Annotated in this window: 30 protein-coding genes and 2 pseudogenes; 7 read left to right on the plus strand and 25 right to left on the minus strand. The window is 50.3% G+C overall.

Annotated features, from left to right (window positions below; all coding sequences use genetic code 11):
* Position 1: 1 nt before the first annotated feature.
* The 25 genes and pseudogenes from N7E69_RS22735 to N7E69_RS22860 form a co-directional block, all read right to left on the minus strand.
* On the minus strand, positions 2 to 202 hold the full coding sequence (locus tag N7E69_RS22735; RefSeq protein ID WP_000601353.1) for a hypothetical protein: 201 nt from the start codon (positions 200 to 202) through the stop codon (positions 2 to 4).
* A 50-nt stretch (positions 203 to 252) separates the two neighbouring features.
* Positions 253 to 1458 carry a phage major capsid protein gene (locus N7E69_RS22740; RefSeq protein WP_000257528.1) on the minus strand — a complete coding sequence of 402 codons (1206 nt, stop codon included), beginning with the start codon at positions 1456 to 1458 and terminating at the stop codon, positions 253 to 255.
* A 14-nt stretch (positions 1459 to 1472) separates the two neighbouring features.
* Positions 1473 to 2123, minus strand: a pseudogene (locus N7E69_RS22745) (HK97 family phage prohead protease).
* On the minus strand, positions 2101 to 3342 hold the full coding sequence (locus tag N7E69_RS22750; RefSeq protein ID WP_000466260.1) for a phage portal protein: 1242 nt from the start codon (positions 3340 to 3342) through the stop codon (positions 2101 to 2103). Before N7E69_RS22750 ends, N7E69_RS22745 begins: the two are co-directional and overlap by 23 nt.
* Positions 3342 to 3524, minus strand: a complete 183-nt coding sequence (ymfR, locus tag N7E69_RS22755) for a protein YmfR (protein ID WP_000605609.1) — start codon at positions 3522 to 3524, stop codon at positions 3342 to 3344. Before ymfR ends, N7E69_RS22750 begins: the two co-directional genes overlap by 1 nt.
* An 11-nt stretch (positions 3525 to 3535) precedes the next feature.
* The gene (locus tag N7E69_RS22760) at positions 3536 to 5269 is read right to left on the minus strand and encodes a terminase large subunit (protein WP_000088185.1); all 1734 of its coding nucleotides are present in this window, start codon (positions 5267 to 5269) and stop codon (positions 3536 to 3538) included.
* Positions 5266 to 5760 carry a phage terminase small subunit P27 family gene (locus tag N7E69_RS22765; protein ID WP_000929191.1) on the minus strand — a complete coding sequence of 165 codons (495 nt, stop codon included), beginning with the start codon at positions 5758 to 5760 and terminating at the stop codon, positions 5266 to 5268. The genes N7E69_RS22760 and N7E69_RS22765 overlap by 4 nt, the downstream gene beginning before the upstream one ends.
* Before the next feature lie 126 nt (positions 5761 to 5886).
* Positions 5887 to 6237: an HNH endonuclease gene (locus N7E69_RS22770; RefSeq protein WP_001135209.1), complete on the minus strand. Its 351-nt coding sequence runs from the start codon at positions 6235 to 6237 to the stop codon at positions 5887 to 5889.
* A 127-nt stretch (positions 6238 to 6364) separates the two neighbouring features.
* A complete protein-coding gene (locus tag N7E69_RS22775; RefSeq protein WP_033868734.1) occupies positions 6365 to 6799 on the minus strand; it encodes a hypothetical protein in 435 nt (144 codons plus the stop codon).
* A 525-nt stretch (positions 6800 to 7324) separates the two neighbouring features.
* The gene (locus N7E69_RS22785; RefSeq protein ID WP_001574547.1) at positions 7325 to 7717 is read right to left on the minus strand and encodes a DUF2570 domain-containing protein; all 393 of its coding nucleotides are present in this window, start codon (positions 7715 to 7717) and stop codon (positions 7325 to 7327) included.
* On the minus strand, positions 7701 to 8177 hold the full coding sequence (locus tag N7E69_RS22790) for a glycoside hydrolase family 104 protein (RefSeq protein WP_001148532.1): 477 nt from the start codon (positions 8175 to 8177) through the stop codon (positions 7701 to 7703). Before N7E69_RS22790 ends, N7E69_RS22785 begins: the two co-directional genes overlap by 17 nt.
* A 3-nt stretch (positions 8178 to 8180) precedes the next feature.
* Positions 8181 to 8528, minus strand: coding sequence for a phage holin, lambda family (locus N7E69_RS22795; RefSeq protein WP_162273053.1), 348 nt, complete (start codon positions 8526 to 8528; stop codon positions 8181 to 8183).
* A gap of 137 nt (positions 8529 to 8665) precedes the next feature.
* Positions 8666 to 8908 (minus strand): hypothetical protein, encoded by a 243-nt coding sequence (locus tag N7E69_RS22800; protein ID WP_024132393.1) that lies wholly within the window; start codon positions 8906 to 8908, stop codon positions 8666 to 8668.
* Positions 8909 to 9196: 288 nt separating this feature from the next.
* On the minus strand, positions 9197 to 9949 hold the full coding sequence (locus N7E69_RS22805) for an antitermination protein (protein WP_001047086.1): 753 nt from the start codon (positions 9947 to 9949) through the stop codon (positions 9197 to 9199).
* A 13-nt stretch (positions 9950 to 9962) separates the two neighbouring features.
* Positions 9963 to 10952 carry a DUF968 domain-containing protein gene (locus N7E69_RS22810; RefSeq protein ID WP_024132394.1) on the minus strand — a complete coding sequence of 330 codons (990 nt, stop codon included), beginning with the start codon at positions 10950 to 10952 and terminating at the stop codon, positions 9963 to 9965.
* A 7-nt stretch (positions 10953 to 10959) separates the two neighbouring features.
* On the minus strand, positions 10960 to 11820 hold the full coding sequence (locus tag N7E69_RS22815; RefSeq protein ID WP_001061462.1) for a KilA-N domain-containing protein: 861 nt from the start codon (positions 11818 to 11820) through the stop codon (positions 10960 to 10962).
* A gap of 16 nt (positions 11821 to 11836) precedes the next feature.
* Positions 11837 to 12226, minus strand: coding sequence for a RusA family crossover junction endodeoxyribonuclease (locus N7E69_RS22820; RefSeq protein WP_000779148.1), 390 nt, complete (start codon positions 12224 to 12226; stop codon positions 11837 to 11839).
* Between the two features lie 8 nt (positions 12227 to 12234).
* Positions 12235 to 13116, minus strand: coding sequence for a DNA adenine methylase (locus N7E69_RS22825; protein WP_000200163.1), 882 nt, complete (start codon positions 13114 to 13116; stop codon positions 12235 to 12237).
* On the minus strand, positions 13113 to 13586 hold the full coding sequence (locus tag N7E69_RS22830) for a PerC family transcriptional regulator (RefSeq protein ID WP_000054229.1): 474 nt from the start codon (positions 13584 to 13586) through the stop codon (positions 13113 to 13115). Before N7E69_RS22830 ends, N7E69_RS22825 begins: the two co-directional genes overlap by 4 nt.
* Entirely contained in the window at positions 13583 to 14557 is a 975-nt protein-coding gene (locus tag N7E69_RS22835) for a conserved phage C-terminal domain-containing protein (protein WP_000096530.1), read from the minus strand. The genes N7E69_RS22830 and N7E69_RS22835 overlap by 4 nt, the downstream gene beginning before the upstream one ends.
* Positions 14554 to 14778, minus strand: coding sequence for a hypothetical protein (locus N7E69_RS22840; RefSeq protein WP_000620702.1), 225 nt, complete (start codon positions 14776 to 14778; stop codon positions 14554 to 14556). The genes N7E69_RS22835 and N7E69_RS22840 overlap by 4 nt, the downstream gene beginning before the upstream one ends.
* The gene (locus tag N7E69_RS22845) at positions 14775 to 15725 is read right to left on the minus strand and encodes a Rha family phage regulatory protein (protein ID WP_323178673.1); all 951 of its coding nucleotides are present in this window, start codon (positions 15723 to 15725) and stop codon (positions 14775 to 14777) included. The genes N7E69_RS22840 and N7E69_RS22845 overlap by 4 nt, the downstream gene beginning before the upstream one ends.
* Positions 15679 to 15774: pseudogene (locus N7E69_RS22850) on the minus strand (DUF4222 domain-containing protein); the annotation flags it as partial. The pseudogene N7E69_RS22850 and the gene N7E69_RS22845, both read right to left, overlap by 47 nt.
* Before the next feature lie 139 nt (positions 15775 to 15913).
* A complete protein-coding gene (locus N7E69_RS22855; RefSeq protein WP_000509727.1) occupies positions 15914 to 16468 on the minus strand; it encodes a YmfL family putative regulatory protein in 555 nt (184 codons plus the stop codon).
* A gap of 28 nt (positions 16469 to 16496) precedes the next feature.
* Positions 16497 to 16721 (minus strand): helix-turn-helix domain-containing protein, encoded by a 225-nt coding sequence (locus N7E69_RS22860; RefSeq protein WP_001191666.1) that lies wholly within the window; start codon positions 16719 to 16721, stop codon positions 16497 to 16499.
* 97 nt (positions 16722 to 16818) lie between these two features.
* On the opposite strand from N7E69_RS22860, the gene N7E69_RS22865 reads away from it, so the two are divergent.
* The 7 genes from N7E69_RS22865 (at position 16819) to N7E69_RS22895 (ending at position 20992) form a co-directional block, all read left to right on the plus strand.
* Positions 16819 to 17514, plus strand: a complete 696-nt coding sequence (locus N7E69_RS22865) for an XRE family transcriptional regulator (protein ID WP_001020640.1) — start codon at positions 16819 to 16821, stop codon at positions 17512 to 17514.
* A 204-nt stretch (positions 17515 to 17718) separates the two neighbouring features.
* On the plus strand, positions 17719 to 17904 hold the full coding sequence (locus N7E69_RS22870; protein WP_024132396.1) for a ClpX C4-type zinc finger protein: 186 nt from the start codon (positions 17719 to 17721) through the stop codon (positions 17902 to 17904).
* Entirely contained in the window at positions 17832 to 18083 is a 252-nt protein-coding gene (locus tag N7E69_RS22875; protein ID WP_001574551.1) for a hypothetical protein, read from the plus strand. The genes N7E69_RS22870 and N7E69_RS22875 overlap by 73 nt, the downstream gene beginning before the upstream one ends.
* 1 nt (position 18084) lies before the next feature.
* A complete protein-coding gene (locus N7E69_RS22880) occupies positions 18085 to 18360 on the plus strand; it encodes a hypothetical protein (protein ID WP_001514782.1) in 276 nt (91 codons plus the stop codon).
* Between the two features lie 699 nt (positions 18361 to 19059).
* Positions 19060 to 19431, plus strand: coding sequence for a hypothetical protein (locus tag N7E69_RS22885; protein WP_000997190.1), 372 nt, complete (start codon positions 19060 to 19062; stop codon positions 19429 to 19431).
* Positions 19432 to 19488: 57 nt separating this feature from the next.
* Positions 19489 to 20316, plus strand: a complete 828-nt coding sequence (locus N7E69_RS22890; protein ID WP_000080407.1) for a YfdQ family protein — start codon at positions 19489 to 19491, stop codon at positions 20314 to 20316.
* Between the two features lie 136 nt (positions 20317 to 20452).
* The gene (locus tag N7E69_RS22895) at positions 20453 to 20992 is read left to right on the plus strand and encodes a hypothetical protein (RefSeq protein WP_000008351.1); all 540 of its coding nucleotides are present in this window, start codon (positions 20453 to 20455) and stop codon (positions 20990 to 20992) included.
* Positions 20993 to 21021 lie beyond the last annotated feature (29 nt).

The following is a 21021-nucleotide window of genomic DNA, read 5'->3' on the forward strand; positions in this document are numbered from 1 at the left end:
CTCAGCCCTCTTGACTGGTCGTGGATTTTTTCTCTTTCACCGCTTTATTGCTTTTTGCACTGGTTTCGCACTCTGCTAACCCGGTCTGAAGCGCAATCTCCTGCACCCGGGCCGGGAGTATCCTGTCGTCGTGTTCACCGGCACGAATGATTTCAACACGCAGACCGTCTGGCGACCATTTGAGATCTTGTTTCAGGATCATGATTCCCTCACCTGTCAGAACAGGGGCGCCGTTCAGCGCCCCACCAGTGATTACGCCGCAGCGATTTTCAGCAGCTTGATAGCCTGTGAATCGACCAGCATACCCCCGGTGCGCTTGGTGGTATAAAAACCGACAAACGGTTTGTTGGTGTACGGGTCGCGCAGGATGCGGGTGCCGATACGGTCAACGATGGTGTAACCCCGTTTGAAGTTACCAAACGCAATGGCTTTCGCATCGGCGGCGATATCCGGCATCTGTTCGTTTTCAGCGATACCGTAACCCGCCAGTGAGGATGGCTGTCCCAGTTCCAGCCCCGGACGCCACAGATAGTTACCCTCGGTATCTTTCAGCAGACGGATGGCAAACAGGCTGTTGTTGTTCATCATGAACTTCGCGCCGGTACGATGCGCCTTACGCAGCGTGTAAATCAGCTTAATGATGGCATCAGCGGTCACCGCGGTCGCTTCACCGGATACGATGTGCTGAAGTTTACCGAACGCACGAGCCTTATCGGACTCTTCGGTGGATTCATAGGCCAGGAACCCTTTCGGCTTCTTGGTGCCGTCACCAGTGGTAAAGGCAATTTCCTCCTGTTCGGCAAATTCGGTCGCCAGTTCACTGTTGATCCAGGCTTCCACGTTGAAGAAGGCATCATCCAGCATTTTCTGGGTGGCCTGCGGGTTGCCGTAGATTTCCCCCATGAAAGGCTCAATCAGTCCCAGCCTGGAAGTAGCGGTCTGGGAACGCGTGTCAGTTTCGCCGACCCATCCGGAAGCCGTACCACCCAGATTCACCAGTTTTTTATAGTCGGAACCGCCCACGGTGATCACCGTGGCCTCCTGGCGCATCACCACCTCATCTTTCAGCAGGCTGAGAATGCTGCGATCCAGCTCTTCCGGCACGGCATAACCACCATCTTCATCAGTGCCCACCTGCAACGCCTTACGCTCCAGATCGCGCAGACCGTCTTCGCGGCCTTTACGCAGAAAGCCGACGAAAGCGTCTTTATGTTCTGCAGCCACCTTGTTTTGCGCTCCACGTGCCGGACGTTTCAGCTCAAGCAGCTCTTTTTCAAGGTCGCTTTTGAGATTTTCCAGCTCGCTGAGTTTCCCGTTCAGGGTTTCCACCTGCCCGGCAAGCTTGCCCTTTTCCTGCTCAATCGCCTCAACGCGCTTGTCGTTCTTTGCTTTGAAGTCGTCAAACTTCTGTTGCAGTTCCTGCGCGACCTGTTCCACATCTTTAATATCAACCGCCATCGTATTTCTCCTGATTAGAAGTTCAGATTTTTCAGTACATTCAGTGCAGAGCCCACATCCTCAGCGTCGCGCAGGGACAGTGCGCCATAGCCCCCGGCCATGAATGCTTTGGCCTGGGTACGGGAGAGTCCGACATCACGCAGGACTCTTTCGATTTTTTTCTGTTCGGGGATTTCCCCGCGGGCCAGCGCGTTCTTGACGTCGCTGATCCGTGCCTCATCGTTTGACGGGAACGTCACCAGACTGACTTCCCAGAGGTCGATTTCTTTCAGCAGAAAGGCTTCTTTGCTCCGGTCGTATTCCTAGTCTTTCAGTACGTACCCAATAGAAAGGCCGGTTAACGAACCGGCCTTCATGTGTGCATGTGCACGTTTTGCCAGGGGATCATCATCAATGAGCAATCGCCCCTTAACGTAAAGCCCGACATCGTCTTCCTTCATTTCGGTGTAAACACCGATGGGCTCATCCATGCGGTGCTGCCAGAGCAGCGCAGGTAACGCTTTTCTGTCACTCCACTCCCGCAGGGAAGCAGCAAATGCCCCGGACATCACCACATCATCGTGGCTGTCCTTTACACCAAAGACGGAGCCATACCCTTCAAACTCACCGGAGTCACTTACAGATTTAAGACTCAGCGGTACATCAAGACGTTGTTTCGTCTGCATTGGCGTTATCCTTCTGCTTACCGGCTTTACTGCCATCGGAGGGTTTCGTGGTCATGTTCATCGGTGTGAGATAGACATCACCACCGGGACGCGGATTCATATCTTCCAGGTCGCGGCAGTCATTGGGAGAGTAAATCCCCCAGTTGATCCCGGTGGCATAGGCTTCAAAACGGGACTTCATATCCCCACGCAGTAACGCCCCCGCGTTAAATTTGGCGTAAAAAACGCCCTGCTTACTTTTTCGTACCAGTCCGGTGTTGATCCGCTGTTCGATGCGGGTCAGATACGGCACCAGTGAATAGTTGATAAATCCCAGCCCCAGCTCTTCAATATTGTTGAAGGTGGCGCGATCGGTGTTCTGCACCATGTGCAATGGCACCCGGAACAGACGACAGATTTCTTCAAGCTGAAACTTGCGGGTTTCCAGGAACTGGCTGTCCTCGGCGTTCAGCGCCATCGACTTCCAGTCCAGCCCCATCTCAAGGATCATCGGGCGGTGAGCATTACCAAGCCCGGTGTGACGCTCCTCAAAATCTTTCTTCAGGCGCTCATAAGCCTGATCCGACAGCGTCTGCTCTGTACGCAACACACCCGACGTCACCGCGCCATTGCTGAACAGTCTGGACCCGTGCTCTTCGGTCGCTGCCGCCAGCGATATTGCCTCGCGGGCATAGGCGATGGGATTCAGCCCCACCAGTCCGTCCAGCGTCAGCGTGCGCACATGCCAGATATCCTCCTGGCTCAGTACATCCGTGGAGCCATCCGGGAATGTGACCTGATAGACCGGCTCCCAGCTACTGTTAAGCTTCGGCACCACGCAACCGGGATCGACGGGCAGCAGTTCAGCCACTTCGCCAAATGCTTTCACTTTGTAGGCATAAAAGTTGCCCCGCAGGCACAGACAGGTGACCACCAGCTCCCAGAACTCCTGCGGCGTCATATAGCTATTGGGATGCGTGGAGATCAGCTTATGCAGACGTTCGCCAGTGGCTCTCTGTTTCAGGCTGCCGTTCAGGTGATACAGGTTGCAGGGCAACATCCCGACCGACTCTGCCAGCACTCTGACGCAGGAAAAAACCGCCGTCAGTCGCATGGCCCGCTGACTGCTGATCTGCTTTCCGGTATAGGTGTCGTATGACAGCCCGATAGCATCCGCCAGCTCTGCTGGCGTGGTCACCGGCGCGTCACTTTTTCGTTGAAATAATCCCGAAAAGAACACTATTTACCTCCGCCGACAGACTGCTGTGTACGGTCGAGATATCGCGCCACCAGCCACGACCAGAACATGCACAGCGCCCCGGCAACAACAAAACCCGCCGGGGGATAAATCAGCCAGGCACCATACGCCAGCAAAAGCGCACCCAGCACGCCCACCAGAGGCGCGAGAATCAGCATGATCATAATTACCTCAGTTAAAGCGAGCGGATCCCGTAGGACTCAATGTGGTCAGACAGCGTGTCTTCTTTCTCGTACAGCATGGCTCTGCCAACCGCCATAATCAGTGCAACTGCACCATCGATTTTATTTTCCGCCTGCTCCTTAATAGGCTTCACCACGTCATCGTTACCCGGAATGGTTTTGCCGACCACGTTGCCGATACACCAGGTCATGATGGGATTGCCGTCATGATGAAAGCGACCCGATTCAATCGCCGCTTCCAGTTCTTTCATCGGATCGGACATGTTGGTGTAATTCTGGATGATAGTGACGGGATTCAGGTTTTCATCAGCTAGATCATGTGAAAGCCCGGTGGCACCAAATGGATCAATGGGGGATTCGCTGACCGGGTTCAGTTTGTTCGCAGCTTTGGCCTCTTCAAGGATGTAGCGGTAATCCACCTCCGCACCATCAGTTACTGTCAAAAAGCCCATTTCAACCCATTTCTGAAAACGTTCCGCAGTACGGCGATCCTCATTTTTCTCAACACTGTAGACCGTGTCATACGGCACCCAGAAACGTGGCGCCACGCTGTAAAAATGCGTTTTCCCGTCTATTTCACGGGTAAATAACCTCGCCATGCTGTTCATGTCCAGCTTACGAGCCAGATCGAACGCCAGTACGCAGGGTTGACCCTCAAACAGTTCCAGCGTCAGCGTCTTATCCTCACAGTTTTGCCAGGAAACCAGATTAAAGAATGCTGTGCGGGCGGCAACCCATACATTGAGATGCTTCGTTTTGAACACACCCGCATGGCGGGCATTGTTAATAGCACGCTGTTGCTGACTGAGAAGGAAGTCACGGTATACTGACACCCCAATGTTCGGGTTTGCTTTCTCCAGCACTTTTGGATCTGTCCAGTCATCCCCTTCATCAACCGTGTAAATCACGCCAAAAAGTTCGTTGTTCGGCACCGATCCGTTCAGCATCTCAATCACTTCGCGTCGCTTGTCGTAACACGGCCCCTCGATGTTGTAGCCCGCCGTGGTTATTGCCCACATCAGCGGCTGTCGGCGCGCGCCCATACCTGTAAGCATTGTTGTGTAGAGCGCATCCGTAGGGTGTTCGTGGTATTCGTCAACTATTGCGCAGTGCGGTGATGCCCCGTCCCCGGGGTTGCCGATCAACGGCTCGAAGCGGGCACCATCCTCCGGACGGTTCAGGTTTGAGGCATTCACCTCTATACCGAATGCCTCCACCAGTAGTGGTGTGCGCTTACACATCAGACGCGCGGGACGAAATACCTCCCACGCCTGTTTTTCAGTCGTGGCGCCGGAGTATACTTCCGCACCGAATTCGTTATCACAGGTGAAACAGTAGAGAGCTACACCAGCTGAAATAGCCGATTTCCCGTTCTTACGTGGTATCTCTGTGTAGACCTCACGAAAACGACGAAGCTTTGTTCCCTTCTGTACCCAGCCAAAGGCACAGCACACGATGAAAAGTTGCCACGGTTCCAGGGTAATCGGCATACGTTTGAACGCCCATTCACCTTTTGTATGTGGAAGTAACTGAATAAACTTTGCAGCTTTCTCAGCCATGTCTTTATCAAAGCGGTACCGAAACCTTTTACTCTTCTCCGCCGCCATATCATCAATGTGACGCTGGCAGGCCTGAATGACATACTGACATGCCGTGATTTTTCCCCGCACAACGTTGCGGGCATACTGATTAGCGGCGTTAACGTTGGGATATGATTTCCGGCTCATGAGTTGATCATCTTCAGGAATGGGTTAGATGTTTTCTTCTGTCCGGCCAGACCAATAAGGCGCTGTCGACTACTGGGGTCAAGGCCCAGCATAGAACCAGTAGAACTCATCTCCGATTCCTGTTCTTTCTTGGCAGTAAGTTCAGGGTTCTTTATTTTCCCCCCCATAGCGCCAGTTATGGTGTTACCTTCTTTTGCGATATTTTTTACTGCTCTCCGCCAGAACTCGTAGGCGACACACCAGCGCTCCAGTACAGCCAAATCCGTAACACACAGCAGTCCCTGACCACACAATTCTTTGGTGGTCAGTTCCCACATAACTGATGCCAGAGGCATATCTTCTTCGTTAAACCAGTCCGGAGGAGAAACCCCATTTATTGGTGTGAATACTGGTTCTTCTTTATTCAGGGCTCGCTTTCCGGGGTTCCCGGCCAGCTCCTTGCGCGCCGTAGGCTTGGGGCGACGCCCGGAACGCCCCGCCGTTCCAGCCATATGCGGCACTCCTGGTTAAATTTCATTTTTCGCGGGTATAAAAATTCGAGGGGGCGGGCAGTCCGGAAGACGTCAGGTCACAGGGATTTGACCCGCCCCTCCCTCACAGACAGTTGAGAATTATTATCACTTTAACCGTTCACGGGCCGTCTTCGCCTTATGGCAGGGCCAGCACAGACTCTGCAGATTACTGTCGGCATCAGTGCCGCCATGCGCTTTAGGGATGATGTGGTCAACGGTTTTCGCCTCACGCACCACACCGGCACGCAGGCACAACTGGCACAGGCCTTTGTCACGCTTCAGCACACGCGCGCGGATAACGTCCCACTTCGAACCATAACCGCGCTGGTATCGGGACTGGCCTGGCTTGTATTGCTTCCAGCCTTCGCTTTTGTGGCTTTCGCAATAGCCTGACGGGTCAGTCGTGGTATGGCGGCAGCCGCGAACGCGACAGGCTTTTGGGGTTCGTGGAGGCATCTATTATCCCTGTAGTTTTCGTTAAATATCTAACCATAACTGCAATCAGAAACCGCTTTAACACGGTTTGTTAAATAGACTTTTCAATCCAATGAATAAACGGCAAGTAAATACCAATCGTTCATTTTCATTTGAATACAAACTGTTCTGAAAGAATATTATGACAAATATATTTCGCCTGAATACTATTATCTCTCATTCTAATATATTCTTTGTGGGCAACAGATAAAGAACGACAACCGCTGTTTACACGTGGGTATTTTTCCAACATATGTTCGCATATCAAAAAAGCATTATTAACAGCATTTAATTTATGATTTAACTCTCGTAGCTCGGCCCTTTTTTCAATACGAACATTACGACTAAGAGATAAAGGTAGTTGTGATAATGCATTTGAATAATCAGCCACTGCCATTTTCAGAGCCATTTTGGCCTTCAGAGCCTCCTGTCGCCGCCAAACATTCATTGCCCAAAAACCTAATGTAACAGTTACAATTGAACCTAAAGCCGATACAGCTGACCACACAGTTCCCCAAGGCCAGTTAAGTAATGTATGCCACATAATAACCTCCACTGAATGAAAAGGTTAGTTTATCGTAAGTGAACATCACTGGCACTATCTAAAGATTAGCTGCTCTACTAGTTGTACTCTCGATAATCTACACAAAATGATACGTAATAAACCTGTTCATGACTAGCTCTACTAGACACATGTTTAATCATCGACAAACGATTTGTATAAACTTCCACTTTCATATTGGTCCAAAAGGTTGGCCTAATAGTTAATCACGATGCATATTTTATGTAAGCTGCTACATTACGCTATAAAAACGCTAGCATCTGAACTTAAACCCATAGGTTTTATAAAATTACCATAATACACAGCTTTATTATGAGCATTCGCAACGATAATGAAAAATATAACTCGAGCTATTTGTCTTTCGAATGCAAAATAGCGCGCCGTGATTCAATATTTCTGATTCCAGTTTTATCAAAATTACATTGTCCCAAGGCTGACAATAGAGCAACATTCAACTCCAGACTGGTACCATACGTCAGCGGATTGGGTATAAACGGTACTGGAGTATCAGAAGTCAGGCTGGCTGGCAGCGGTGCCACCGGATCGCTCACGTAAACCGTCCGCGTACTTCCGCAACCGGTCAGCAGCGGCAGCAGGCACAGGACGTGAAGCACAATCATCATCCGCAACAGCCACTTTGATATCTTCCTGGGTTCTCTGTGACTCCAGTGCGATCTGCTGTTTTGCATGCTGGTTAGCCTCTATAACTGTATTGATGATTTGCAGTGATTGCAGAACGTTACGGGTAATGGCAGTTGCTGATTCAGCATTTCGTACAGCCTCATCAGCACGCTCCTTTTCGTGCTGATATTTGCTGTAGTAATGCCCGGTAGACCAGATGAAGGAACCAATGACGGTAACAAAGAAGGCAACAATAACCAGCTTATATCTCAGCTTCATTTACTTCCCCACCAGCCTCTTTAAATCGGGCAATCAGGTCGCCGATTTTATGTTCATACTGACCGTAACCTGCACCAGGTAACGACGCCCAGATATTGCTGCAACGGTCGATTGCCTGACGAATATTGCCGCAGTCAATCATCGGTAAAGCGCCACGCTCTTTAATCTGCTGCAGAGCTACAGCGTCCTGGCTTTCTGGAGAAAAATCTTTCAGGCCAAGCTGTTTACGGTAAGCATCCCACCAGCGTGAAAGAAGCTGGTAACGTCCGGCGGCTGTTGATTTGAGTTTGGGCTTTAGCGTGACAAGTTTGCGAGGGTGATCGGAGTAATCAGTGAACAGTTCGCCACCAACAATAACATCATAACCGTGGTTACGTGTCGGTTGTCGCCCGTTATCCGTTCCTTCTGACCATGCCACCATATCAAGGAAAGCTTTACGCTGGGAATTTAGTGCCTGCATAAATTACTCCTTCGAGCTACCAAATTTGTTACCGATTACTCGCATTGCAGCCCCACGAATAGCATCGACCCCGATCAGCCCAACGCCGCCACCAATGGCAACAGAAAGAGATTTAGGCCATCCGACATACTCAAGAGCGGATGCAAAAGTCAGAGTCAGAGTCAGAGTCAGAGCGCCACAGAGCAAAATCTCGAGCGTTTTTCGCTTCCAGCCACCACCACCGCCAAAATAGGCAATGCGCAAGCCAGCCATAACGATCGACATAATTACTGCGCCCAGCGGTGTGTCTCCACGCCACCAGCTCTGTAACAATTCAAGTAAGTCAGACCAGGAATGAGGATCGTTATGCATTTTCATAATTCCCACCTCCGGTTATCGGAAGTGCAACGAGTGAAGGGGAAGAAGCTGGTTATAGCGCTGAGTCGCAAAAGATGCGTAGTGCACAAAAAAGGCCGCCCACAGGCAGCCTCTTTTTATAATTCATTGAGTTAACAACATTTAAATGCTGGTGGTATAAAAGGTTTTTCACCAGAACGGCAAGCCGGACACCATGACTGAACGATATGTCTGCCGTCTCCCATATCCCTATAACCAAAGTCTATTGTTTTATAAAAAACGTGCACTCCGGCATCAGCAGAACATTTTGGGCAAGATTTATATTCAACGCCATCTTGTTCAACTTCTCGTGAATGACTTAATGACTGCTCACAAACAGAACAACGCTCCACCATATATGCTCTCCTGTTTTTGATAGAGATTTATGGGTAGCAATTCCATTCAAAAGAAACATTGAAGGGTGTCACTTTTTCAAAATGAGCGTAGCTGGCTGCCAGTTTTTTGTACAACACACTTTAAGGAAGGAGAGCCTTAAAAACACAATTGACATCAATAAAAAACCGCTCGGTGGCGGGTTCTTGAAGATTATCAACGGTAGACACACAAAGCCCATCGTTAGGGGAATCCTAACCATATTTTTTGAAAAGTGCAAGTATCATGTCGCCATCTTCGGCGAAAATCATTTATCTCGTGACTTTTCTTAATTGCGCCTCAGCATATGCTTCTTCCTGCCAGCACTTTGTCACCAGTTTATCAATGACATCTGCATATCCTTTGTACCACTGATAATCAGTCAGGTCTGGTACCAGCTTCTGGACATGATGCCGCGCCAGTGTGGTTGGTAAACGGCTAAACCGGTTTCCATTGCAACGCCCACAAATCTTATAAACAGGCGCGCCATGAAGCCGAGTTCTTTTTTCATCCAAGACAATACCTTTACCCTTACACCCTCTGCACACCGTGCTGACTTCTCCCTTACCATGACAATGCTGACATAGTTCCTTCTCCCACTCCTCTTTGATGACGGGTTCACCATTTCTGGAGTGTTTCACCACTTCACGTAATACATGATGAAATCCCGTACCAGCACAATGCTCACAGCGAGCCTTGCTTGCAGCAGATCTGGAATAATCAGCAAATGCAAAATTCACGAGGTAAGGAACAATCTGTAACCCAGTTTCTTCACTCAACTTATTCAGTGTCGGGTTATCCAGTGCCACCGCGTAATGAATCAGCCCTTCAATCGCGAAGTCAGGATTCTGAATACCAACTTTTGCCAGGAATAAGGCAAAACCCAGTGGTGCTTTCGACTGCACCATCCCCTGCGCCGCCATTACATCCGTAATCGTCAAAGATTCGGAGGCTGTCGCCGGAGCGTCATCGCTCAATTTTGGAGATTTTGGTGAGTAATATTTTGGTAAGGCTTCAAGGTTCATGCGTGTTCTCCATTTACGCCAGCACGCCAATTGCCAGCGCGCGATCGATAAAACGAAATATCAACTCCAGTTGAGAGCCGTATTTCTCTTCGAATGCCACGGTGTCCGCATGTAATTCATTGTGATGCGTTCTGCACAACGGCAGCACAAAGAGGTCATGCGCCTTTGTTCCCATCCCTACCTGACCGTAGCCTATCAGGTGGTGCGGATCATCCGCCTGCTTCCCGCAGCAGGCGCACGGCTGGGATTTAACCCAGCGGGTATATCTCTCATTGACCCATCGACGGCGTTTCGGACGTAACATGAAGCTTTCCGGCGATTCCGGATCAACCCTGAGCGCCAGTACCTTTTTCGCCTTATCCTGTACAATGCTGGTGGCCAGCACCGAGGGAACAATTTCACTTTCACGGGTAGCTGACTGGACAATTGCCTTCGGCATCCTTAATGCTTTTCTCGCAGCGCTCTCCGGTAAGACTTCTGCCAGGTCATTGCGTACCATCCACCAGCACAGTTCCGGGAGAGTAACTGCGTGCATATCGTCAAAACCCAGATCACGACAAACAACCGATAAAACCCATTTTGTCGTGTTCTCCACAGCTATTGATTTCAGCCGTTCCGTAAACTGTTCGCGCAGCAGGTTATCGCAGTGCCAGCACAGTCGAATTGCCCCCGGGGCGTGGCGCATGGTTGTCATCTGTTCGCTGTGCCAGTCTGAATGCGGCCACTGACAGCCATTCCCCCGGAGTAGCCAGCTTTCCAGACTAGCCAGACCACCAGCACGATAGATAACCGACTCATTACGGAACACATCACGAACAGCAGGATCATCCGCCAGCGGCTGTGATACCGCCGGGACCGCGCCGCAGGCGAAAGATGAATATTGCTCCGGCTCTGGTTCAAGCAGAACACGCCCCTGCATAAACAGGGGCATCAGTTCCGATCCCGGCCTGAACAATACAACGCCCATACGAGGAGCAATTTCAGGGGTCAGTAACGCTCTCACGATCACCTCAATGAACGGTATCGAGCAGCTTCAGCAGCTCAGGAAATTTGGACTCGAAGAAATGCGGCTGCGTCTCGCGAGGGTTTGCCGGGCTGGTGATGTTTTTGCCAAACATGCAGCCTTTCGCCGTCAGCGACCAGAATTTTTTAATGCCGTTAATCGCGGAGCGACTGTAACGCTCACGATGTTCAACAACACCCAGCTTTGCTAACTGCTGATACGCCTGATTAGCCGTCATCCGGATACCATGCTGTTTTAACAGCGCGCTCAGTGCCAGCGTCGGGCGGCTTGAACCATCCAGCGCGCCAGCCGGAGCATCAATGGCATATTGTGGCGCCAGGTTAGGTAGTCCCACTGCCTCCTGGAGTTTCTGGCACGCGCCCAGTACCGATGAATTGGACAGGTTTAACTCTTTACGCATAAAACCCAGCAAAATCACCCCCGCCTGCATCTTATCGGCAGCCATACCAGAAGATGTTTGTGGCGCACTGGTAATCCGATCGAACGTGCGGATCACCTTGAGATGGAAAGACGGACTGATCCACATTGCATAAGCAAATACCAGTTCTTTGCATACGTATGTACCTTGTTCAGCACCACCGCGAACAGTATTTACTGGAGCGATACCCAAATTTTGGGTATCTCTACCGCCCTGAAAAAAGCTAACTGATTGATTTTGTTTCGAGGATGGAATTCCGCCCTCGGTGAAAAGTTGCTCAATCAGTTCACGGGTTTGCTTATTATCAAGCCAGTACTTCGGACGGTATTTCTGCTCTCCACCCGCAGCCCGGTGCAAATCGTTAAGACAATAGCGCCCATGAACGTCGCGGCGAACTTCGATACCATCAATGACCATTAAATTATTCATGCTTCTTTCTCCATTTTCAGGCGGCTGCACCCGCCCCTGTTTCAAATTTCGTGATCGTGATTTCTACCTTCCCCTTCGGGAAAACTGGTCCCCACTCCACCAGCATTCTCTTTACCTGGCTGTCGTCCTCCCAGACTCCTGCGTGAGTCAGTGCGTCGAACAGCGCTTTGTTGTAGTTGTCCAGATCTCTGATCCGCTTGTCTGGCGGATACAGGATAATTTCTACCGCTGCCGGGGCTGTTGAAGGTTTTGGCAGACGGCGTAACTGCTCAATCACTGCCGCGCACGCCTCGCTCTGATACTTCCGGCCGCTGGCGCTGACCATGTGACGACCTTTAAGCGGTCCCTTATTCGGAGCCCGCCAGTAGGTGTTAACGCTGGGTGGAAATGGCAATGTCAGTTTCATGCCGCCCCCTACAGAATCGCCACGAGATCTTTCGCTGTCTCGCGGGTACTGCCCTTACTCGATATTGAGCGGCGGGCGCTGATATAGCGGATTTCGAAGCCGTGCTGTGAGTACAGGTCGATAACGCGCGGCGCGGTGGAATTGCCGATCACAACCCTGGCGCCGCGCTGATGAGCGGTAACGCAACATTCCGCCAGCGCGATATGATCATCCCAGGTAAATCCACCAGCGGCGTAATGAGTAAAACCAGCCGTGCCGGGCATCGGTTCGTAGGGTGGATCGCAGTACACAACATCACCCTCCCCCGCCAGCGCCAGCGTCCGGCGAAATCCCGCCGCCATGAATACGCAGTTGTGCGCCATTCTGGTAAATGCCCTGATTTCTTCTTCCGGGAAATAAGGCGACGGGTATTTGCCCCAACCGACGTTGAACTGGTTGTTGCGGTTGTACCGGATCAGGCCATTGAAGCAGTGACGGTTAAGGAAAAGGAAAGCGGCGGCGCGTTCCGGTCCGTCCATCACCTGAGCATTGAACTCTTCCCGTAGCGCCATATAGCTTTCGGCGTCATTGAGGCGGTCAAACATTACCCTGGCGTGCCTTATCACCGTATCCGGTACAACAGCCAACATCTGGTACAGGTTGATAAGGTCGGTATTCACATCGGCCAGCAGGAAGCAGGCATGTTTGTCTGAGTTGAGAAACACCGAGCCACCACCGACAAACGGTTCAATCAGGCGCATCCCTGCCGGAATGATCTGGTACAGATCGGGTAACATGGAGTATTTACCGCCAGCCCATTTCAGGAACGGGCGGCGCCAGGAGCGCGAAGCGGATTCATCAACAGATATCGTTACATCACTGCTTTCAATACAAACGGATTCACTGGTCATTCCACATTCCCCACAAATCGCCCTGCCAGATAAACCTGCTCTACGGGTCTGATTCTCTTTTTGATGCGGTTCAGACACTTCTGACGGCGGCGTAAAAATTCCTCGCGTTCGTAGATAAACTGGCTTTCGCTAAATGCCTCCAGCCACACTATCGATGCACGATTAAATAACCCTCTGGATTCCAGTTCTTCAGCGCGGCTTACCAGCTTTGCAATCACCATCGGATCACCCGAACCTGTATGACCTGACCTTTTCTGTCGTAACGTCAAAATCACTGCCTCGTCTTTACCCGCGTAATAGCGAAATACATCTCCATCCATGCGGCGGTTAACACGCTTACACCGATACAACTTGCTCGCTGAACGCTGCACATCAAAGCGTGCGTATTCAGGAAAAGCATCGGCAATCTCATTTGATGTCAGCCCCGGATTAAGCTCGATAAACGCCTGCACTTTTGCTAACAGACTCATCCTCTGAATCCCTCCGGAATCGTTGTATCAACCGGACCAAAAGCCATCACATCGCGCTTCTTCGCACCCCAGTCAGCGCGTTTAGGCCGTCCCTTCTGATCCCAGCGGGTAGCGCTTTGCAGATAGCTCTCGAATTTCTTCGGACCGAACAGCGTTTCCGGGCGCATGTACTGGTACTGCTCGTCGTTCTCGTGCCAGTGCTCATGCTTCAGGTCGATAACCAGTTGCAGATCAGCAACGCTGTACCCCTCACGCAGTCGGGCACGGATGTTTTCCAGGGAGGTTTTTGACTTCTGATACCGGGAGCCACTTACCTGGTTCAGGTGGGTTAAAACCTCAATCGCCTGATCGGTGAGCGTCACTTCGGGGTCGGGTTGCTCAGCAACCGGACAAAAAGGGGTTTTACTCTCCTGTGTAATCTCCTGAGTAGTCTCTGTGTAATCTCCTGTAGGAAAGATTGTGGGATCGCCACATGCTTGTTCGTTGGGTTGCCCCGTACTTGTTTGCGGTGTTTCCACATTCTTGTTTGCGGCATTACCGCAATCTGGTTTGCGGGGTTGCACCAATCCAGATTGCGGGGTTTCCACATTCTGGAAGTCCCGCAATCTGGTTTTCTCCTGAGCGCCCTTTTTCACTAGCTTCGCCGTTTCCAGCAACAGCGCTTCAAGCCGTTCGGTGTTGATGCGGTAGTGCATGGTGGCAGGTACACCGCGACGGGCTTCTTCCAGTACACCAAGTGCTACCAGACGTTTACGTGCTGTTTCCTGTTCGTCGCGGGTTAGCGCCGTTTCACTGGCAATATCAGCCTGTGTTTTGTACATCCAGCCGCCATCCATCCGGTTATGCCAGTAAACAAGCTGGGACAGGAATACTGCCGCAACCGGGCCAGCTTTTACCTTCCCGGCTTTCAGTTTTGCAAAAGCAGGGTTGTAGGCGATGGGGCGATCGAGTAATTGAATAAGGGAACTCATGCAGCACCTCCGAGATGCTTCATGTTTTTGCCGGAACGAAAGGCAATAAGCGGCATGTTGACGCGGTAATTACGCCCAAGAGGCTCACAGACAACCTTCTGACATTCGCGATCGACCAGGCTAATACGCAGAACGTACCCTTCTGGTGTGCTGTACCACTGTCCTGGACGAGGGCAATGAAAACGTTGGCTGGTGAACCGTTTAAAAATATTCCGGATCATTTGCGCCCCCTTACCTCTGAACGGTTCAGTGTCATATTGATAAGGCTCGCAAGCGCCGCAGCGTCATTGATGCGGTCGTACAGGCTTACGGCCAGCGGAGATTCCACTTTTTCCAGCATGGGATAAAGCTGCTGTAACCAGACCTGATGAATGGATGAAATGTAGGAATAGAGAACGCTGGCATTATGTGCTGCATCGCTCAGCACCGACGGCTTTGAAAGCTGTTTCTCCATCTGGTTAAAGGCATTGATGTATGCCTCTTTGAATTGGGCGGCGCGTTTGCCCGTAAAGCCCATAGCAAGGAAAGCAAAGCCGTCGCGGGTTATTTGATAGCAAGGTAGTTTGCGGCCTGATGCGTCGATGTACTCACTGAGCTGAAAATTCAGCTCAGTAAATTCGGCAGAGCATTCAAGAGACGCAATTTTTTGAATGACATTTTTGTGTTGTTTGCCGAAATAACTAGCAACAGCCAGAGAAGAAGTAACAACTTTGCCTGCAATAATGCAAAGTTCAGGTTGTACTAAGGCAGGGATCGTAGCCATGATGGCAGCCTCCGTATGCAATGGATAACTTCCACCACCGGAAACGCCAATTTCGCTGGTGGTGAACTGAGCAGGGTTGGCGTAACCGGCGCATACGGAAACCGGCGCACCTTTCGGTGCCCCCACCCAGCCCACCATAATTTGGGTATAGCTGAGCTGTAGCAACAAAAAAGACGCTAACGCGCCCATTGTCGCCGTATGCAATTCCAGGACGCCAATCCCGGCACCCGCTTTATGAGGTGCCTGAACAGTGTAACGTCCCGGAATTGCAGAATCAATGTGTTCCTGGCGCTTCACACTCAACAAAATCACGCCTGAATTTCCACAAAGGGCTAAAACACTCATGCGGGTAGCCCTTGCGCAGATAGATAACGCGCTCAGTTTCTGGTTCCCAGCGAATAACATGGACATAAAGTCCCCTTCCATCCCGAAACCAGCGGTTAAGTTCCTGCACGATTCATCCCCCACGGCCAGGCTGTGTTCCCTGTGGTTACGCACGACCAGGCTATTTGGTAATCTGCATTCATGACGCAACGGCCGGTACTCATACATCCCCGGTTGTTGCGACAAACGGTTATTTACCGTTAAACTATTCATGCGTTGGTTTTCTCCATAAAATTTGACGCCACGGCGCCCGGAGCTGCACACTCGCGGGCGTCACCCTTTTCTGGCGCGCAAAAAACTCTGTATACCAGTGTCGAATGCTGTTGCAGCTTTGCGATCGCCTGATACAACTCCTCATCAATCACGGCTTTTTCATGTGGCTCAATAACGCCATCTTCGATAGCTACCCTGATTTGCTGGGAATAACTGGTGATCTGCTCAATCGCTTCCAGCAGGCGCTGATTAATATCTGCGTTATCCACTTCTTCCATATCTGCCAGCGGAACAAAAACGCCACCTGATGCCCTGGCTACTGAATGTGCCAGGTGACAGGTTCCTCCGGCACGTTGCAGTACCAGCGCCCACCCAATCGGGAAGATCTGATCACCACCAGTACGCAGGCGGTTAAACAGAGCATCTTTGGTGACATCCAGCCATTCCGCAGCTTCTTCATAACCGCCATGCAGACTGGAAATCGTCTTTTTAATCGCAGCCACCAACCAGCGGGGCTGCTTTTCAACTTTCCATTCAGGTTCATGTCCCACGGATCTACTCCTTCTGCTGTGGTGGCGGTCAAATCGCCGAATCACTAAGCTGATATCTGTTTGGATACAAAATTTGCATCTCGCTAATTTCTCCGGCGTAAAATTGAGCCAGGCGCTCAGCAAGCTCTGTTGAAGGAGCCTGCTCGCATCTTTCAACCCGGCTTAATGTTGCAGGATCAACCTGAACCCCTTTAGCGACGTGCTGTAACGTATAACCATGCGATTTCCGCAATTTTCTCAATGGTGATTGCATAAAACCTCCTTCTTTTGCGCATGTCGCATGTTATTTCATACAGCAAACTTGCGCAAGTTGATTTGCACAATGCGCAAAAAATTAATGTAATGAACGCATGAATATAGGAAACCGTGTCAGACAACTTCGCCGCGCGAAGAACATGAAAATTGCTGAGCTAGCAGAAGCCATCGGCGTGGATGCCGCAAACATCTCTCGTCTGGAGACTGGCAAGCAAAAGCAATTTACCGAACAAACACTTTCTAGGCTGGCTGACTGCTTAGGTGTTGATATAGCAGAACTCTTTACCTCAGACTCAAAAGGTAATACTGTATGTAAACACAGTGATATGAGGAAGGATTCAGCTAACGTGAAGGATTTGTTCCGTATCGAGATACTGGATGTCAGTGCAAGCGCCGGTAATGGACTCATTCAGGGCGGTGATGTTATCGATGTAATCCATGCTATCGAATATAACAAGGACAAAGCACTAGCTATGTTCGGCGGGCGTCCTGCCGCTGAGCTTAAAGTGATTAACGTGCGCGGTGACAGCATGGCGCCAACAATTGAACCGGGAGATCTTATTTTTGTCGATATAAGCATCAACCAGTTCGATGGTGATGGCATCTATGTCTTTGGCTTTGATGATAAAATATACGTAAAAAGGCTGCAGATGATCCCCGATAAATTACTGGTGATATCTGATAACACTAACTACAGGGAATGGAGTATTACCAAAGACAACGAGTGCAGGTTCGGTGTTTTTGGCAAGGTTCTGATAAGCCAGACGCAGTCACTCAAACGACACAATTAATAGAAAGCGTCGACAAGGCCACCATTATGGTGGCTTTTTTTTAACTCAAAATTGCACATATCGCAATTTTATACTTGCGCAATGTGCAATTTAAATGTAATTTGCATTCATAGAGCAGCGAACAGGCAGGACGCCCACGAAGTAGCCGCCGGTGGCATACGAATGACCGGATGATTCGCAATGATGCATTACACAGGAGTTCAGATGAATAACTACTACACATGCTCCTTCTGCGGGGTCAGTGAGCTGGATGCAAAAAAGCTCATCGCTAAAGGAAGTAAGGACGAGCCAGCTATCTGTTCCGAGTGCGTTGTTTCATGCGTAAACATTCTTATCAACTACGCAGCCGTGATAAAGCCAGTAAAAATGAACGTCACGAAGGGGGAATGATGCTGGTTAATGCAAAGAAAAGCGCCATCACCCATCGGCGCTTTAAGGGAAATGAAGTAGTTCAGGTGTTCCTTATTAGTGCTTGCCTTCTTGTGGGCTGTGAACGTCGGAATTTCGCAAATCCTGAATATGCCTTTGCAAGTCTGAAGCCAGGCACTCATGTTAAAGCAGGTGTATGAAATGAAAGTCCAGATTTTAAACAATAGTGGTGAAGTCGTTTGGTCATACGACATAGCCGCTCCTGTAGATCAGAGCGGCGATAGCTGGACCAATGGGAAACATCAGATTATGGCTGGAGTTGTGTTCTCTTTACGCCGTGCTTTGGAACAGGCTGAAGTATTTCCATCAGACCCTGAATGGAAATGGCCTTTTTCTATTTGTCCAAATTCGGAGAGCACATTTCAGAAAATTGGTCAGAAAGTCGCACTCGAAGAGCATCAGCCAACTGTTTCCTGATTTTTTCAGGTAACTCGTCGGCATCGCAGAAACAACAACGCTCGATCATGTTGAAAGCCGATTCGTAGAACTGTTTCTGCTGAGTGTCGCTGAGACAGGAAAAGAGCGACGTTACGATGATTTTATTAATTGCATTATCAAGTTCTTTTTCATCAAAAGTCATTTGATTTTCCTTTTATGTATATGGGCTTAAAAGGATACCACCGAGCCTGATGTGGTGAAAAGACAGGCACACAACGATGAGGGCATTGACGAGCAAGGCATAAGTGCTGGTTCGATTCCAGACAGTCCTGTTTAGTCAGGAGGGTTGGGCAGAGAAAAGGTCCGTTCAATTCGGACACCGGCAGTGCTCTCTTCGTTGTGGTAATCCGCGAAATGGCGCGGCGGTAAGTATGGCGGGTTTTTCTCCATTTGTACCCAGTAGGACACCGGGTTGTCAGGTTGACCATGCGCCTGAGTGACAGCCCCACCACAACGTTATTGCTGTGTGAAGTCTTGTCGGCGTCCGGCTCTTCCAACAACAGGAGGAAGGCGACAGTGTTCTGCCGTGACGCCGACCTTTTTACACAACAGAAAAGAGCATCTCCGCGCGACGGGCTCATTACCCAATCCACCCGGAAAGCTGTTACAGCAGGTGCTCTTTTCTGTTTTGTGGAGAAACCAACTGGCGGTGGCAACCGCCATCTTGAGGGGTTAACGATGAATGATGACCGCATGACCGTAGTGCCCGACTTTCTGGGCGAACTGGATGCCGGCGTGTTCATGAACAAAATCGCGGCAGCGCTGAATACTGTCGGATTAGGCGTTCTGAATAACGGCAATAAAGGCAAGGTAGTCCTCACCTTTGATTTTGAGCGCATGGGAAATTCAGTCGAAGAGAAGCGCGTCAAAATTAAACACAAGCTGCAGTACAGCACTCCGACGCCGCGCGGTAAAGCGTCAGAAGAGGACACAACAGAAACCCCAATGTGGGTTAACAAGGGCGGAAAGCTCACCATACTGCAGGAAGATCAGGGTCAACTGTTCAGTATTAAAGGCACTACTGACGGAAAGCTTAAAGCGGCTCAGTGAACCGCAGCTAACCAATTCACTGCCACCACTTCGATCATTAGTTAATAAGGAATTTTTATGTCTCAGTTAGACAGCGGCACTTTTCAGCAGGTAAAAGACCTGGTTCTTTCTGGCTATCACCTGAACGATATTCAGGGGCTGGCTTGCCCGACAGCATTATTGCCTGCCGGGACAGGTGTTGAAAGCCTCGAACGCTTTGCTCTGGAGCGTTTCCGCTTCCGCGGCGCCATGACTACCACCAGCATTGAAGACTTTGTCCGTTATTCAAAGGGCTATGCCAGTGCAACCGAAAAAGCACGCTGCTTTATTGATGCTGACCATATGACAGCTCGCTCAGTTTTCAATATTGGTACGCTGGATAATCCCGGTCATGCAGACAACGTTGCTTCTATCACGCTGAAACAGACAGCACCATTCCGCGCCCTGCTCCAGATCAACGGGGAACGCCTGAAACAAAAACAGATCGCCGAATGGATTGAAGACTGGAGCGATTATCTCCTGGCGTTCGATGCTGACGGTAACACAATGCAGATTTCACAGGCTGCCCAGGCTGTTCGCCGCATTACGATCCAACAGGCAACCCAGCAGGATCATGACGATGGCGATTTCAGCGGTAAGAAATCCCTTATGCAAAGCATTGAGGCCAGCAGCAAAGACGTTATGCCGGTGGCTTTTGAGTTCAAATGTGTTCCATATGAGGGTCTCGGTGAACGTGCGTTCAGCCTCCGCAACAGCCTGCTGACCGGTGATGAACCTCGCTTTGTTCTGCGTATCGTACAACTGGAAGCGCAGGAAGAAGCGATCGCCAATGAATTCCGCGACCTGCTGATCAGCAAATTCGACGGTGAATCAGTAGAAACGTTCATCGGTAACTTTAAAGCGTAATTGCTCTGCATTAAATCCCCGGCGCCGCGGGGATTTATTGAAGCGTAATTCTGTTAATTATCGCCACTCGGCGAGGGATTCGCACAACCAAAATTCACGCGGTGCAGAGCGAAATAAATTATAAGGAGAACCAACGATGAGTTTTATTCAAACACTTTCAGGTAAACAATTTGATTATCTCAGCGCAACTATTGACGACATTGATATTGAAGATATCGCCGTGGCGCTTTCCAATATTTGCCGCTTCTCCGGACATCTCCCTGAATTTTATAGCGTGGCGCAGCATTCCGTACTGTGCAGCCAGCTTGTATCACCGGAGTTTGCCTTTGAAGCCCTGATGCACGACGCAGCCGAAGCGTATTGCCAGGATATCCCTGCCCCATTAAAAGCGTTACTGCCTGATTATCGCGAGATTGAAAAACGTACCGATCAACTGATCCGCTTTAAGTTTGGCTTGCCACTGGAAGAAGCCAGCGTAGTGAAGTATGCAGATCTTACCATGCTGGCAACTGAACGCCGCGATCTGGATATTGATGACAGTATTCCCTGGGTAATACTGGAAGGTATCCCCCCGACAGATTTATTCGAAATCTACCCCCTTCGCCCCGGTCAGGCTTTCGGCCTGTTTATGGCCCGCTTTAATGAACTGATGGAGCTACGGCAATGTGCTGCATGAAAGATAAAGAGTCTGTAGTGAAGGCAATC

Origin of the sequence: Salmonella sp. 3C, assembly GCF_025426275.1 — a bacterium.
Lineage (GTDB): Bacteria > Pseudomonadota > Gammaproteobacteria > Enterobacterales > Enterobacteriaceae > Salmonella > Salmonella enterica.